The sequence below is a fragment of the Spiroplasma sp. NBRC 100390 genome (assembly GCF_001886495.1).
Classification (GTDB): Bacteria; Bacillota_I; Bacilli_A; order Mycoplasmatales; family Mycoplasmataceae; genus Spiroplasma.
Genome location: NZ_CP018022.1, coordinates 243,588 through 259,201 on the forward strand (window position 1 = coordinate 243,588; position 15,614 = coordinate 259,201).

Annotated in this window: 21 protein-coding genes; 20 read left to right on the forward strand and 1 reads right to left on the reverse strand. The window is 31.0% G+C overall.

The features are described 5' to 3' along the window. Window positions 1–8: 8 nt before the first annotated feature. The 11 genes from rplO to S100390_RS01170 all read left to right on the forward strand — a co-directional run bounded on the left by rplO (window position 9) and on the right by S100390_RS01170 (window position 6,167). The gene (rplO, locus tag S100390_RS01120) at window positions 9–446 is read left to right on the forward strand and encodes a 50S ribosomal protein L15 (RefSeq protein WP_070406473.1); all 438 of its coding nucleotides are present in this window, start codon (window positions 9–11) and stop codon (window positions 444–446) included. Then, a complete protein-coding gene (secY, locus tag S100390_RS01125; RefSeq protein WP_070406474.1) occupies window positions 446–1,873 on the forward strand; it encodes a preprotein translocase subunit SecY in 1,428 nt (475 codons plus the stop codon). Before rplO ends, secY begins: the two co-directional genes overlap by 1 nt. An 18-nt stretch (window positions 1,874–1,891) precedes the next feature. Then, window positions 1,892–2,530: an adenylate kinase gene (locus S100390_RS01130; protein ID WP_070406475.1), complete on the forward strand. Its 639-nt coding sequence runs from the start codon at window positions 1,892–1,894 to the stop codon at window positions 2,528–2,530. Window positions 2,531–2,554: 24 nt separating this feature from the next. Further along, window positions 2,555–2,773 carry a translation initiation factor IF-1 gene (gene infA, locus S100390_RS01135; RefSeq protein WP_040092948.1) on the forward strand — a complete coding sequence of 73 codons (219 nt, stop codon included), beginning with the start codon at window positions 2,555–2,557 and terminating at the stop codon, window positions 2,771–2,773. A 40-nt stretch (window positions 2,774–2,813) separates the two neighbouring features. After that, on the forward strand, window positions 2,814–2,927 hold the full coding sequence (gene rpmJ, locus S100390_RS01140) for a 50S ribosomal protein L36 (RefSeq protein WP_004028447.1): 114 nt from the start codon (window positions 2,814–2,816) through the stop codon (window positions 2,925–2,927). A 17-nt stretch (window positions 2,928–2,944) separates the two neighbouring features. Continuing rightward, the gene (gene rpsM / locus S100390_RS01145; protein WP_040092949.1) at window positions 2,945–3,310 is read left to right on the forward strand and encodes a 30S ribosomal protein S13; all 366 of its coding nucleotides are present in this window, start codon (window positions 2,945–2,947) and stop codon (window positions 3,308–3,310) included. An 18-nt stretch (window positions 3,311–3,328) separates the two neighbouring features. After that, entirely contained in the window at window positions 3,329–3,718 is a 390-nt protein-coding gene (gene rpsK, locus S100390_RS01150) for a 30S ribosomal protein S11 (protein ID WP_070406476.1), read from the forward strand. 15 nt (window positions 3,719–3,733) lie between these two features. Then, a complete protein-coding gene (locus S100390_RS01155; protein WP_070406477.1) occupies window positions 3,734–4,687 on the forward strand; it encodes a DNA-directed RNA polymerase subunit alpha in 954 nt (317 codons plus the stop codon). 18 nt (window positions 4,688–4,705) lie between these two features. Further along, window positions 4,706–5,065, forward strand: a complete 360-nt coding sequence (gene rplQ, locus S100390_RS01160; RefSeq protein WP_040092952.1) for a 50S ribosomal protein L17 — start codon at window positions 4,706–4,708, stop codon at window positions 5,063–5,065. A gap of 70 nt (window positions 5,066–5,135) precedes the next feature. Next, window positions 5,136–5,879, forward strand: coding sequence for a type I methionyl aminopeptidase (gene map / locus S100390_RS01165; RefSeq protein ID WP_070406478.1), 744 nt, complete (start codon window positions 5,136–5,138; stop codon window positions 5,877–5,879). A gap of 105 nt (window positions 5,880–5,984) precedes the next feature. Continuing rightward, the gene (locus S100390_RS01170) at window positions 5,985–6,167 is read left to right on the forward strand and encodes a hypothetical protein (protein WP_231918058.1); all 183 of its coding nucleotides are present in this window, start codon (window positions 5,985–5,987) and stop codon (window positions 6,165–6,167) included. Window positions 6,168–6,208: 41 nt separating this feature from the next. On the opposite strand, the gene S100390_RS01175 is transcribed toward S100390_RS01170, so the two are convergent. Continuing rightward, window positions 6,209–6,697: a hypothetical protein gene (locus tag S100390_RS01175; protein ID WP_070406480.1), complete on the reverse strand. Its 489-nt coding sequence runs from the start codon at window positions 6,695–6,697 to the stop codon at window positions 6,209–6,211. A gap of 127 nt (window positions 6,698–6,824) precedes the next feature. Between S100390_RS01175 and S100390_RS01180 the strand changes: the two genes are divergently transcribed. The 9 genes from S100390_RS01180 to deoD all read left to right on the forward strand — a co-directional run bounded on the left by S100390_RS01180 (window position 6,825) and on the right by deoD (window position 15,603). Next, on the forward strand, window positions 6,825–7,796 hold the full coding sequence (locus S100390_RS01180) for a glycosyltransferase family 2 protein (RefSeq protein ID WP_070406481.1): 972 nt from the start codon (window positions 6,825–6,827) through the stop codon (window positions 7,794–7,796). 6 nt (window positions 7,797–7,802) lie between these two features. Beyond that, window positions 7,803–8,564, forward strand: coding sequence for an RDD family protein (locus S100390_RS01185; RefSeq protein WP_231918059.1), 762 nt, complete (start codon window positions 7,803–7,805; stop codon window positions 8,562–8,564). 38 nt (window positions 8,565–8,602) lie between these two features. Continuing rightward, window positions 8,603–10,795, forward strand: a complete 2,193-nt coding sequence (locus tag S100390_RS01190) for an ATP-dependent helicase (RefSeq protein ID WP_070406482.1) — start codon at window positions 8,603–8,605, stop codon at window positions 10,793–10,795. Window positions 10,796–10,810: 15 nt separating this feature from the next. Continuing rightward, a complete protein-coding gene (locus tag S100390_RS01195; RefSeq protein ID WP_070406483.1) occupies window positions 10,811–11,719 on the forward strand; it encodes a LacI family DNA-binding transcriptional regulator in 909 nt (302 codons plus the stop codon). Window positions 11,720–11,803: 84 nt separating this feature from the next. Continuing rightward, entirely contained in the window at window positions 11,804–12,067 is a 264-nt protein-coding gene (locus tag S100390_RS01200; protein ID WP_070406484.1) for an HPr family phosphocarrier protein, read from the forward strand. A gap of 134 nt (window positions 12,068–12,201) precedes the next feature. Next, a complete protein-coding gene (gene tsaD, locus S100390_RS01205; RefSeq protein WP_070406485.1) occupies window positions 12,202–13,158 on the forward strand; it encodes a tRNA (adenosine(37)-N6)-threonylcarbamoyltransferase complex transferase subunit TsaD in 957 nt (318 codons plus the stop codon). A 6-nt stretch (window positions 13,159–13,164) separates the two neighbouring features. Continuing rightward, window positions 13,165–13,980 (forward strand): MurR/RpiR family transcriptional regulator, encoded by an 816-nt coding sequence (locus tag S100390_RS01210; protein WP_070406486.1) that lies wholly within the window; start codon window positions 13,165–13,167, stop codon window positions 13,978–13,980. A gap of 3 nt (window positions 13,981–13,983) precedes the next feature. After that, window positions 13,984–14,814, forward strand: coding sequence for a MurR/RpiR family transcriptional regulator (locus S100390_RS01215; RefSeq protein ID WP_070406487.1), 831 nt, complete (start codon window positions 13,984–13,986; stop codon window positions 14,812–14,814). Between the two features lie 78 nt (window positions 14,815–14,892). Further along, entirely contained in the window at window positions 14,893–15,603 is a 711-nt protein-coding gene (deoD, locus tag S100390_RS01220; protein ID WP_070406488.1) for a purine-nucleoside phosphorylase, read from the forward strand. The last annotated feature ends 11 nt before the right edge of the window (window positions 15,604–15,614 follow it).

Here is a 15,614-nt window from a genome sequence, read left to right on the forward strand (position 1 = left end):
TAAGGAAGATGAAATTAAACGAATTACAATATACCGAAGGGGCTCGTCACAGTAAAAAACGTTTAGGACGAGGAACTTCATCAGGACTTGGAAAAACTTCAGGGAAAGGTCATAAGGGGCAAAATGCTCGTACTGGAGGTGGAGTTCGCCCTGGTTTTGAAGGGGGACAAACACCGATCTTTCGTCGGTTACCAAAAGTTGGGTTTACTAACATTTCAACAAAAACTTATGTTTTATTAAATTTAAATGATTTAGAAAAACTAGGTTTAAATGATGTTAACCATCAAACATTAGTTGCAAAAAAAGTGCTAAAAAATGAAAAAGAATTAATTAAAATCTTAGGGAATGGTACAATATCTAAGAGTGTTAATGTCAAAGTTAACAAAGTTTCACAAACTGCAAAAGCAGCAATTGAAAAAGCTGGAGGAAAAGTGGAGGTAATATAGTGAAAACTAAGGTGAAAAAAAGAAAAGCAATCCGTAAAAATGGTGATGTTGATATTGTTAAATCATCAAATTTCTTTGTTAAAAATAAAGATTTGATGAAACGAATTGGCTTTACCTTATTAGTTTTAGTTTTAATTCGCTTGGGAAGTTATTTAACAGTCCCAGGTGTGACAATTTCACAAAACTTCCAAGATTTATCAAACAATGATCAGTTCTTTAGTTTGATTTCAATGTTGGGAGGAGGAACGCTTGGGAAGTTTTCAATTTTAGCTTTAGGAGTTTCACCATATATTACTGCTTCAATTATTGTGCAGTTGTTATCAACGGACGTTATTCCCCCTCTATCACGTTGAGCAAAGAGTGGGGAGCGCGGGCGTAAAAAATTAGATCGTTTAACAAAATGATTAACAATTCCTTTTGCAATTATGCAAGGAATTGCAACAATTTTTACTATGGCAAACCAAGGAATCATTTCACCAAAATGAGATTCATCTGATTTTGGAACAGGAAGTCCAATCTTCTATTATTTATTAGTACCAACCGCTTTAATTGCCGGGACAATGTTAATGTTATGATTAGCGGATCAAATGACAATTAAAGGAATTGGAAATGGAGTTTCGTTAATTATTTTTGCTGGGATTGTTGCACAATTACCAAACAATTTACAAACAACATTTAAGTTTTGAATTTCAGGACAAGAAGATATTAACTTATTATTTACTGGAATTTTAAAATTCTTAGTTTATGTTGTAATGTTCTTATTAGTGGTTCTGTTCGTTGTAATGTTAAATGAATCAGAACGTAAATTACCAATTCAGCAAACCGGAAGTGGGTTAGCATCGGGTGATGAAAATAATCGTCCTTTCTTACCCTTAAAAATTAATTCCGCAGGAGTTATTCCAGTTATTTTTGCCTCAGCATTAATTTCAGCGCCAATTACTGTCGCTCAAATTATTAGTGTTAGCAATCCAACCAATGGCTTTGTCCAATTTACGAATAATTACTTATCGTTTAGTACATGGCCAGGAATTATCATTTATGCTGTGTTAACAATTTTATTTACGTTCTTGTATTCACAAGTACAGATGAATCCAGAGAAGATTGCAGAAAACTTTCAAAAGGCCGGAACCTTTATTCCGGGGGTTCGTCCTGGGAAAGAAACCGAAAAATACATTAAAGGAACAATTAATCGTTTAAGTATTTTGGGGTCATTCTTTTTAGCGGCAATTGCGATTTTACCATATGTTATTAGTAAGTTAACATCATTACCAAGTGCGTTAGCAATTGGGGGAACAGGATTAATTATTATGGTGTCAGTTGCGCTAGAAACAATGCGTCAAGTTAAAGGTCGTATTACCCAACAAGCTTTTATTGACAAAAAGTCACAAAAATTAGAAGATGAAACAAAAGATTCATACTTATGATAGAAAGCCAGAGGACAAGCAATGCGAAACATTATTTTGTTAGGAGCGCCAGGTAGTGGGAAAGGAACCCAGTCTGAGCATTTAGTAAAACAATTTGGCTTTACGCATCTTTCAACGGGAAATATTATTCGTGATAATATTGATCGGAAAACATCATTGGGGTTGCTTTGCCAGCAGTATTCAGAGCAAGGGAAATTAGTGCCTGATGATTTGATGATTCAAATGGTAGAACAACATTTGCAAACAATCAGTGGTGATTTAATTTGAGATGGTTTTCCGCGGACAATTACGCAAGCAGAAAAATTAGACCAGTTATTACAAAAGTTAAATAGTAAAATTGATCATACTTTATATTTTGAAATTGATGAAAAAAAATTGGTTGATCGAATTGTTGGACGGTTAACTTGTCCAACTTGTGGACGTACGTATCATCAAACGGCGTTTCCACCAAAAGTACAATGAGTTTGTGATGATGATCAAACACCATTAGTACAACGTAAAGATGATAGTGAAGAAAAAATTAAGATTAGGTTAGCAGCTTATCAAAATGATACAGCACCTTTAGTACAGTATTATTTGAACCAGCAAGTACTAACCGTTATTGATGCTGATATGGAAGGACATGCTGTATGAGATCAAATTATGGCAGTTCTAAAATAACGGGGATTGGAGGTAATAGATAAAATGGCCAAAACTGATTTATTAGAAGTACAAGGAACAATTTTAGAAGTATTACCAAATACAATGTTTAAGGTGAAATTAGAAAATGGGGCAGTTATTTTAGCTCACGTTTCGGGTAAAATCCGGATGAATTACATTCGCATTTTACCCGGGGATGCAGTAGTTGTCGAAATGTCACCTTATGACTTAGAACGTGGGCGGATTATTTTTAGACATAAATAAAAGGATAACAAAAGAAAACTTTGGTAAAGGAGAATACACGATGAAAGTAAGATCATCAGTTAAAAAAATCTGCGACAAATGTCGTGTAATTAGAAGAAAAGGGCGTGTGATGATAATTTGTTCACAACCAAAACATAAACAACGACAAGGTTAAGAAAGGATGGGAAGAAAATGGCACGTATTGGCGGAGTGGATATTCCAAATGATAAGCGCGTTGTAATTGCATTAACTTACATTTATGGAATTGGAAAACCACAATCACAAAAAATTTTAAAAGAAGCAAAAATATCAGAAGATATTCGTGTAAAAGATTTATCAGAAGATGAATTAACAACAATTAGGAATGAAATTGCAAAACTAAAAACCGAAGGTGACTTACGACGTGAAGTTGCTTTAAATATTAAACGATTAATGGAAATTGGGAGTTATCGTGGGATGCGTCATCGTAAAAGCTTACCAGCACGCGGACAATCTTCAAAGCAAAATGCTCGTACGGTTAAAGGACCACGTAAAACGGTTGCTAATAAGAAAAAATAATGGATAAGGAGAAGAATTATGGCTGTTAAAAAAACAACGAATAAGAAAAAAGTTAAGAAAAATGTTCTAAAAGGAATTGCACATATTCATTCAACTTTCAATAATACAATCGTTACAATTTCCGATGAAGCAGGTAATGTAATTTCATGATCATCAGCAGGAGCAATGGGTTTTAAAGGAAGTAAGAAATCAACGCCTTATGCGGCGCAGATGGTTGCTGAAGCTGCTGGTAAAGCAAGTCAAGAACACGGAATGAATAGTGTTCAAGTTGAAGTAAAAGGACCAGGTCCAGGGCGGGATGCTGCGGTCCGTAGTATTCAAGCAATTGGATTAGAAATCACTTCAATTAAAGATGTAACGCCAATTCCTCATAATGGGGCAAGACCACCAAAAAGACCAAGAGGATAGGAGAAGGATTAGGCGATGAAACAATTTATTAGACCAGAATTTAAATTACAAGCAGAAGATAAAGCAAATAATTATGGAAAGTTTTTAGTAGAACCCTTAGAACGAGGGTTTGGGGTGACATTGGGGAATGCCTTACGCCGAACATTGTTATCAGCAACACCAGGGGCTGCTGTTTTTGCAGTTCGCATTAAAGGGGCTTCGCATGAATTTACGGCTATTCCCGGCGTTGTTGAACATGTTACGAAAATAATTTTAAATATTAAAAATTTAGTATTAAAAATTAACCAAGATATTATTCCGGATGGTGAATCAGTAATCTTAAAGGTTGTTTCTTCAAAAGAAGGAGAAGTTTACGCAAAAGATTTAGTGGTTCCAACAGGAGTTGAAATTATTAATGAACACTTATTATTAGCAACAATTGCTAAAGGTGGCGAATTAGAATTAGAATTACATGCTCGTAATTCGCGTGGTTATAAATCATTTACGGACAATAAGAAAGAAAAAAAATATGCTGATTTAATCGTGATTGATTCAAACTATTGTCCAATTCAACGTGTTGCATATAATGTTGAACCAACAAAAGTTGGGAAAAATGCGGATTTAGAAAAATTAGAATTAGAAATTCAAACTGATAGTTCAATTACACCGGTTAATGCGGTTGCAATGGCGGCAAAGGTTATTACTGAGCACTTAGAATTCTTTGTTAATTTAAACGATGCAATTAAAGCAACGCAAATTATTTCATCAGAAACAGAAACCGAAGAAGATGAATTAGATCGTAGTATTGATGAGTTAGAATTTACGCAGCGTTCACAAAACTGTTTAAAACGAGCAAAAATTGATACCCTACGTGATTTGGTTTCAAAAACAGAAGATGAAATTCAAGATATTCGAAACTTAGGAAAAAAATCACTAACAGAAATCAAAGACAAAGTGGCCCATTTAGGTTTACACTTTCGTCGTGATTAGGAAAGGAGGAATCTTATCATGTCATACCAACAAAAAAGAGGAAAGAATACCGCTTGACGAAATGGTTTAATGCGTAATTTAGCAACAGAATTAATTATTAATGAACGATTAGAAATTACTGAAACACGAGCAAAAGAATTACGTCGTCACGTTGATAAATTAATTACCTTAGGAAAGCGTCAAGACTTACATGCTCGTCGTCGTGCCGCTAGTTTTTTACGCGATATTGATGCGAATGAAAAAGAAACAGCATTGCAAAAGTTATTTAACGGTGTTGCAAAAAAATATCAAAACCGTAATGGAGGCTATACGCGCATTTTAAAATTAGATAATCGCAAAGGAGATAACGCTCCAATGGTGATTATTGAATTAGTATAAAAGAAAAACTAACAGTATCGTTAGTTTTTTTCTTTTTATGATAAAATAAAAAAAGAAATGGAGTCAAAAGATGATTACAATTAAAACTGAACAAGAAATTGAATACATGCGGCAAGCTGGTGTTGTTTTAAGACAAATTCATCAAGAATTACGAGCAATGATTAAACCAGGGGTAACAGGAATGATGCTTAATCAACGGGCAGAAGAAATTATTGCAGCGCATAATTGTCAACCTAATTTTAAGGGATTATATGGTTTTCCCGCTGCAATTTGTGTCTCATTAAATACTGTCTTAGTGCACGGGATTCCTAACAATGTCCCGTTACAAGCGGGTGATCTTGTTTCTATTGATGCGGGATGTGCTTACAAAGGATACAACAGTGATGGCGCTTTTACGGTTATTGTTGGTAATGAAGCAAATCCAGAACATGTTAAATTATTAACTGTTACGGAAACTGCTTTAGCAAAAGCAATTGCAATTTTAAAACCCGATGTTCGTATTGGTGATATTGGGGCGGTGATTCAAACTTATGTTGAAGGAGAAGGCTTTTACTTACCAACTGAATTTACTGGCCACGGGATTGGCCGTGCCTTACATGAAGAACCAATGATTCCCAATGTTGGGGTTGTTGGAACTGGGATGCGGTTACAAGCAGGAATGACAATTTGTATTGAACCAATGGTGCAAATTGGTACTAAGGCAATTAAAATGTTATCCGATGGATGAACCCCCGTTTCTGCTTTAGGATTAGGCAGTGCTCATTTTGAACATACAATCTTAATTACGGAAACTGGTTCTGAGATTTTAACATAACAATTTTTTATTATTTTAGGAATTTTTTATTTAAAAATTGAAAAGTAATTTAATATCGTGTATCATAAAGAAATAGGGCTTAATAGTTTATTATGAGGGGAGATAATGATGGGATTTAAACAAAGAAATTGAACTTGAAAAATTAATATTTTTGGTAAGCATATTAAAGCGGGGTCAGGAAAACATGATCCGTTTGATTATGGGCGTGTCAAAAAAATGGCGCGCGAAGAAGCAAAACAACAACGATTAGAAGCAAAACAAAATCGTAATAATAATTATAATTTTTAAAACCATACTTAAAATTAAGTATGGTTTTTTCTTTTTTATAATTAGAACTGTTTTAGATTAGGTAAATGATAAAGATCAGCAATTTTTTTATAAATCATGGTTTGACAATCTTCATCGGTATAACCATCGAAACAAAAAATACCAACAAAATAATAACCAATTCCCATTTCTTTTTCATTTAATTTTGCAAAGGTGACAAATTGTGTTTGCTTTTGAATTTGTTGTTCACCAAGTTTTTTTCGTTTGCTAAGTGCTTTGGTACTATCAAATTGATAAAGATATTGACCGTCAGGAGCCATATAATTGGCATAGCCCTTTTTAATTTCAGTTGCAAGTCGCTGTGGGAGTGTAATATTTGGAAATCATACTTGTTGATGATCATTAATAGTATAACCACTTCTTAAAGTTGAAAGGTGATTTTCATCGGTAAAAAGAGCACTTAAAACATCAAAGATTGTACGAAAAATAATATCATCGGTTGTTTTAATTTCTCTTTGCTGTAAAATTTTTTGTAATGTTTCATTTCCCATTTTAGAACCTCGATTTTTAGAACATTTAAGTTTAACTATGTTCTTTTGTTGTCTAATATAATAATTATACTAAAAAAGAAATTAAAATGTTATAATTATTACAAGTATAAATAGGGAGGATACTAGTATGTTTTTATCATTTCTTATTGTAACACAAAATAACCCCGTAAAACTAATGAAAACATTAATGTCAATTAAAGAACAAACCAATGATGATTATGAAATTGTTTTAGTTGATGATACTGGTTTTCAACCTAAATCACCAACGTTAGAGGTTATGAGTGAGCATTTTTATAATGTTGGCAAAAAAATGCAAGTAATCACAAATTTACGAAGTCAAGGTTTTTCTTATGGGCTTAATACTGCTATTGGTGTTGCGCATGGTGATTATTTTATGATTGTTGATGAAGGTGAAATTATTCACAAGACAGCTGTTGCTGTACTAAAAGAAAATGTAACAAAACACCAAGTTGAACATAAGAAAATTGACATGGTTGAATTTCGGTTAAATTATCCTCATTCAAAAGGAAATAGTGAGATTCGAAATAAGGCGAATGTTTTATTATCTCCAAAAACAGATAAGGAAGTTTTAGCTTATACGCATTCTTTAGTTTTTACTAAAATTTTTCGTCGTAAATTAGTATTACAAAAAAATATTACTTTACTTGATTATCGCCGTACTGATGCCTTTTTTATTTATAATATCTTGGCATATGCCAACGGCTTTTTAGCAATTGAAGATATTTTAGCTGATTATGAATTAGGGCTTGTAAATTATAGCGTTTTTGATTTAATTAAACAATGAATTTATATTTTCAATTTATATCGTGATTTAAATTTATATCGTGAATATCAAGAAGAATTAGAATATGCTTTTATTCGTTTTTGCCTTGTAACATTTTTACGTCTTGTTCGTTTACAAAATAATAAAGCCTTATCCATTAAAGCAATTCATAGCACCGAGAATAAATTAGAACGACGATATAAAAGTTTTCTTAAAAATAAATACATTAAAGATATTCAAGAACCAAAGTTTAAAGTAATTGTTAATGACATTAAGGGATTTATTAAAAGTTGAAAACTAGAAAATACTAAATAAGATTTTATGGCAAAATTAGCAGATAAAACTAATCATTCAATAGTGAGCAAAGATGCTGCGGATATGGCAATGACAGCAACAAGACGAGATGAGGATTATAACTTGCATCCATTAGCACGACCATTACGTGTTATTTTTGTGCGTTTTCTTGATATTATTTTGGCTAGTTTAATTCCGTTAGTTTTAACTTTAACAATGAATTATTGAGATGCCCAACGTACTGTCTGAGCACCAATTGTTGTTATTGGTATAACGTTTTTGTTGTTCTTCTGTTATTTTGTTCTTTTACCATATTTTTGAGATGGGAAAACTGTTGGTAAGTTTTTGTTTCAAATTAAATTAGTTAATACAGAAGAAAAGTTAAAATTAGGGGTTATTTTTACCCGGGAACTATTTATTATTTTTTTACCATGATTTATTGTGTTATTAACCAATTTAAGTTTAAATTTAATTTTTCATGTTAATTTAGGCGATTTATTCCGAACAACCAACAAAAACCCGGTGGCAATAATTGTGATTCGAATTGTGACAACAACTTATTTTTTATGATATTTAGGATTAATTTTTGCAGTTGCTTTAAATCCAAACCATCAAATTTTATTTGATCGTCATTTTCATTTGTTTAATGTTAAAACAAAACCAATTGTTAAAAAACAAAAAAAAGTTCCGAAAAAACCAATAACAAGAGCTACACAACATGTTCATTTGCAAAAAGACCAACCAGGGAATATTTCTGATGAAGTTTTAAAAGAAATTGATGAATTATAAGGTAAAATGTAATTGTTTGAAAAGAAAGGCAGAAGCGTATGGGAAATGAATTTATTGAACATTTGAATCCAAATCAGCGAGAAGCTGTATTAGCAATTAAGGGTCCTGTTCGAATTATTGCTGGAGCTGGTAGTGGGAAAACACGGGTAATTATTAATAAAATTGCTTATTTAATTAAGTATGCTAATTTAGAACCGTGACGAATTTGTGCGGTGACTTTTACTAATAAAGCAGCAAATGAAATGAAAGAACGAATTGTTGACTTAATTGGTGTTAATGGAAAACATTGTATGATTTCAACTTATCATGCTTTATGTGTGCGCATTTTACGAGAAGATATTGTTGCCTTAAATTATGAACGTGATTTTAATATTATTGATATGGCTGACCAGGATAGTATTTTACGCAATATTTATAAAACATTTAATGTTAAATATGACGCGCAAGAAGGTCGGATGGTAAAGAGTTATATTAGTAATCAGAAGAATGACTTTATTAGTCCAGCTAGCGCAAAGAGCAATGCTGTTGGTGCTGAAAAACGTTGATCCGAAGTCTATGCATATTATGAGGAACGGTTAAAAGAATTGAAGAGTCTTGATTTTAATGATTTAATTTTATTAACATATAAGTTATTAAAGCATCATCCTGAAGTTTTAGAAAAATGACAAAATCGTTTTGATTATTTTTTAGTTGATGAATTTCAAGATACGAATGAATTGCAATTTGATATTATTAAATGATTAGTTGGGGCTGCTCATAATATTACAGTTGTTGGCGATCCTGATCAAACAATTTATTCATGACGAGGCGCAAAAGTTAGGTTAATTTTAAATCTTGAGCAATATTTTCCTGGAACGGAAACAATTATTTTAAATGAAAATTATCGATCAAGTCAAAGTATTTTATCATTAGCTAATAATTTAATTGTAAATAATAAAGATCGGATTGCAAAAGATTTATTTACAAATCAGGCATTAGGACAATTACCGATTTTATATCATGCTGTAAATAGTGCTGATGAAAGTGATTTTGTGGCCCGAAAGATTAAGGACTTTATTAAACAAGAAAGTTATGATTATAAAGATATTTTGATTTTATATCGGGCAAATTACTTATCGCATGACTTAGAAATTGCTTTAGCAGACTATGGGATTTCTTATCGTATTTTTGGTGCTTTTAAATTTTATGAACGAAAAGAAATTAAAGATGCTCTTGCTTTCTTAAAAGTAATTATGAATAATGATCAATTAGCGGTGGAACGAGTATTATTATTAACACCAAAAATTGGGCCAAAAGCATTTGAACAAATTATGACCGTTTTAAAAGAACAAGAACTATCTTTTACAGTATTATTAGAACAACATTTTAATTTACTATCAACAAGTTTACAGCATAACCTAACTGATTTACGTACAGCAATTTTAGCCGCTTTAACGGAATTGCCAAAAACAAAAACAATTGAAAATCTTTTAATGTTGTTACTAAATAAAACAGGATATCAACAACGTTTACGTGATAATTTTGAAGAAGAACGTGAAGAGAATATTTTAGAATTAATTGCTTCAGTGGCAAAATTTGATCAACAAAATAATAATTTAACTGGAGTTGAATTACTAAGCGAATACTTACAATTAGTTTCGTTACAAACTGACAGTGATAGTGATAATTTAACTGATAATACTGTTTCTTTAATGACAATTCATAGTGCCAAAGGATTAGAAAAAAAAGTTGTTTTTATTGTTGGTTTAAACGAAGGAATTTTTCCAACAAGTCAAGCGATTAAAATGGGACATGATCAAATTGAAGAAGAGCGTCGAACGTTATATGTTGCGATTACAAGAGCAAAAGAATTACTATTTTTAAGTCATCCGGAAGGCTATTCATATATTACTGGAAATGAACGCTTTCCTTCCCGTTTTATCAAAGAATTAGATAGTGATTTTCATCAAAAGGTTACTAGTGAATTAATATTTAGTAAACCAAAATCTTTTTCTGGTCGTGATGGGGTAAAGACAAGTGGTGAAACAACAACATCTTTTCATTTAAATAAAAATCTTGAACCTTCTTTTCAATCTAACATGTGAAAAGTAAATGATAGTGTTAGTCATGATTTGTTTGGAATTGGTGTTGTTGTGAAAATTATTGCTCAAAATGTGCAAATTGTTTTTCCAAGCCCATATAATGTTAAAATCATCTCGGCGGATAGTCAGGCAATTAAGAAAATAAAATAATGGGGGTTGAACGAGATGAAAATTAAAAATTATAAGGAATTAGCAAAAATTGCCGGTTGTGGAGTTGGAACAATTTCTCGTTATTTTAGCGGGGGGTCAATTAGTGATGATATGCGCGAACGAATTAGTGCAATTTTACAACAAAATGATTTTTTATTTAAAAAAAATCAAGAGCAAATAAATGTTACATTATTAATTTTTGATAAAACATCAAAATGAACTTGTCAAATTATCCAGTTTTTAGCAAACAAATTAGCTAATGAAAACACTGTGGTCAATATTGTATTAGTTAATGAAGATAAAAACCTTTTTGATTTAAAATTGCAAACCTTGCAACAGCAATGAAACATGAAAATAATTATTTTTACTAGTTATTATGAAGATGTTTCAAATTTATTAAAAAAATATGAGAATAATGCAAATATCCTTGTTTTTGGACAGCAGAATAATAAGTTTCAAGCGTTGTATTTTAATTTTGAAAAAATAATGTATCAATTAGTAACAAGCACAGCTTTGCAAGCAAAAGCAATCTTGTATTTATCATTAGGAACAGAGTGAAAAACATTATATCGCGGATATTTTAAGGCGAGCAATGATTTAAACTTAATGACAAATTATCTTGTTTTAACTGGTGATGATTATGAGACAGATTTAACATTATTGACAAATACAATAATTGATAAACATATTGAAACAGTAATTTGTGTTGATGAAGAGAGTTATTTTCTTGTTAAAAGTATTAAAAAAATAGATTTAAAAATTATTAATGTTATTTTTGATCCTAATTTGGTAACTAATTATTTAATATCAAATCAAGCAATTAAAATTAATTTTAATTGAATCATTGAGCAGGTGATGACATTTCTAAGTTCAAGGATAATTTCAAATGAACAACAAGAAATTCCCATTGAAATTATTGTTTAAAAAGGTAAAATTGTTGAATGATAATATAGTTATTTTAATTTTTTTTGATATAATAATTGAGTATATTTTAAAGGAGGAAATTTAATGGCATCATTTAAAGCTGTTATAGCTGATCCTGTTGGGATGCATGCACGCCCAGCTGCATTAATTGTAGGAGAAGCTGGAAAGTACCAGTCAGATATTACTATTTTCTCAGGCGGAAAAACTGGTAATCTGAAATCAATTATGACTATTATTGCGTTAGGAATTCATCAAGGTGCAGAAGTGGAAATTGTTGCATCAGGTGCTGACGAAGAAGCTGCAATTGCAGGCATTGAAAAAGTAATGAAAGACAACAAGGTTATTTAGATTGGATTTTTATTGAATATACAAAACTAAAATAAATACTACACTTCTGTAGTATTTTTTTATTATTTTTGATAGTAACCGGTTTCTTATCATTTTATTAAAAATTATTATATAATATTTTTGAGGTGTATGTAATGGTAATTCTTGCAATTGAAACAAGTTGTGATGAAACTAGTATTGCGATTTATAAAAATGGAAAAATTTTAGCAAATATTATTTCGTCACAAATTAATGAACACACAAAATATGGTGGTGTTGTTCCAGAACTTGCGTCCCGTCTGCATTTACAAAATTTTCCGTATGTTTTATTAGAAGCTTTACAAACAGCAGGAATAAAAGTAACGGATTTACAATACATTGCTTACACAGCAAAACCGGGTTTAATTGGTGCTTTACATATTGGTAAAATAATAGCTGAAACGTTATCTAGCTATTTGGCGATTCCAATTCTCCCATTAAATCATTTATATGGTCATATTTATGCTAGTGCAATTGACAATGATTTTTTATTTCCTTTGTTAGCGGTGCTTGTTAGCGGTGGCCATACACAACTAATATTAATGAAAAAACATTTGGATTTTGAAATTTTAGGTTCAACGTTAGATGATGCAATTGGTGAATGTTATGATAAAGTTGCGCGGATGTTGGAGCTGGGATATCCTGGTGGGCCAATTATTGATAAATTAGCAGGAACTGGGATGCCAACTGCTTATCATTTACCATTGCCTTTAAATGATCAAAGTTATAATTTTTCATTTAGTGGTTTAAAATCAGCGGCAGCTAATTTAATTACAAAAGAACACGGTAAGGAAAATCTTAACCTCCCAAACTTTTGTGCCACTTTTCAAAAAACTTGTGTTGATATTATTATGCGAAAAACAAAGTTAGCAATTGAAAATTTTCAACCAAAGATGGTTACGTTAGTTGGTGGAGTTTCTGCCAATAGTGCGTTACGAACAGCAATTTTAGCTTTAGCAACATCAAACTTAAAGATAATCATTCCAAAATTAGAATATTGTACTGACAATGCGGCAATGATTGCCCGGTTAGCAGCACAAGAATTAATGGAAAATAGAATAAAAGGAGATTAGATTACAATGGCTTCGTTTTTATCAAAATTAGAGACATTTGATTCAAAAAATTTTACAAAAAAAGAAAATGAAATAATTAAATATATTAAAGAAAATATGAAAGAAGTAACAACAATGAATATTGAAATTTTAGCACAACAAGTTAATACTGGTTATAGTGCAATTTATGGTTTGTTACGAAAAATGCAAATTAAAGGTTACCGGGATTTTTTAATTGCGATTGCAGCAGATGTTGAAATCAAATCGTTGGATTTTGAGAACATGGAAAGTTTAATGAAAAAAACATATTTTGATATTCTTAATCAAAATGATGCGATGATTAATAATGATGTAATGCATCAAACAATTAATGCTATTAAAGGGGCATATCGAATTTTTGTAATTGGAATGGGCTCAACTAATGCTTTGTCACAAACTTTAGCATTAGAACTATACCGTTTTGGTTTTAATGCCTTTAATTTAAACGAAAATGAAGAGGATTTAATGGTCCGTTCTCGTTTTATGAATAAAAATGATTTAATTTTAGCTTATTCATTATTTGGTGATAATGAATCAGTTAATAAAGCCTTAACAATTGCGAAAGAAAAAGGAGTTACAATTGTTGCAATTTCTGGAAAGGATATGTCAAAAGCGGTTCAGTTATCAAATTGATCACATATTATTTCTACTCCTAATCAACGTGCTAACGACCATAAAATTTATGTCAATAAACTATTGCCTTGAATGTATTTTACTGATAATTTAATTAATAAAGTTTGATCATCAGATATTGTTGATAAAGAATTTGTTATGGCGCAACAAGATAATCGTTGGGATTATTAACAAATGGAAAATATTTCAATCCTTTCTAAGTTATCAATGATTCAAGGAAGTTGTACCAAAAAAGAAGTTAGAATTGCTAATTACATTCGTGATAATGTTCGCAATCTTCGAAATATTAAGATTGAAGAATTATCAAAAGCAACAGGTATTGGTTATTCTCCAATTTATTCTTTAATTGATAAATTAGGTTTTAAAGGCTATCGTGATTTTATTATTGCAATTGTTGCTGAACAAGAGCGCTTAGAAACTAACAATTTAAATTTAGATGCAACAGAAAATATTTTTCTATATTATCAAGATATTTTACAACGTAATAATCAAATTTTTCATAGTGATAAATTATTAGAAACAGTTACATTATTAAAAAAAGCAAAAGCAATTTATTTAGTGGGTGTTGGTAATACTGGTTTAGCAGTAAAAGAATTAGCTAATCGTTTATTTAGTTTTGGTTTTGCTTGTAGTATTTTGGTTGAAGATGAAAACAATACCATTATGCGGGCAAGTTTAATGCAGCCAGATGATTTATTAATTTGTATGAGTCTAGAGGGCAAAACACAAGCTGTTGTTGCAGCAGCAAAAGAAGCAAAAAATAATGGTGCAAATGTTGTTGCTGTTACTTCAAAATATAATTCTGATTTATCAAAATATGCTGATGTTAACCATATTGTTGTTTCATCATCATTATACGAAAAAAGTGAAATTTTTATTTCTGTTTTATTACCATTGATATATTGAAATGATAATTTAATTCAGGTGTTATTATCAATGGATAAAGAACGACAATATTTAGAAAATAAGGTTAAAAGTAATAAAATTTTAAAAAAGTATCGTTAAATTATCAGGAACTAATGTTCCTTTTTATTTTTTATAGTACAATATAAATTAAATATAGAATATTAAGAGGAGACAACAATGACACCACACATTAATGCCAAAAAAGAAGATATTGCTAAAACAGTTTTAATGCCCGGAGATCCGCTGCGCGCTAAATTTATTGCAGAAACTTTTTTAGAAAATGTAAAATTAGTAAATGAAATTAGAAATATGTATATGTATACCGGAACTTATCAAAATAAACCAATTACAATTGCCGGAAGTGGAATGGGCTGCCCAAGTATTGGAATTTATTCATATGAATTATTTAAGTTTTATGATGTTGATAATATTATTCGAATTGGGTCGGCCGGAAGCTACGATGCTTCATTAAAAGTTTATGATATTGTTAATGTAACAGGTGCTTATGGGGAAAATAATTTTGCTCAAATTGTTGCGGGTGTTAATGATAAAGTTCTTCAGGCTTCAGAAGCTATTTTTGAAACAATTGAAGAAGTGGCTCAAGCAATTAAAATTAAGACTTATCCTGGAATCGTACATTCTTCCGATGTTTTTTATCGTAAAAATGTCGATGATTGAAAAAAGATTCGAACTGAATATAATGCAGTTTGTGTTGAAATGGAATCGTTTGCTTTGTTTGCTAATGCTTTAGCATTAAATAAAAGAGCTGCAGCATTATTAACCATTTCAGATTCATTTGTTTCAGGCGAAGTTACCTCAGCTGCTGAACGTCAAAGTAATTTTCACCAGATGGTTGAATTAGCATTGCAAAGTGCACTTAAATTATAAACACAAAAAAG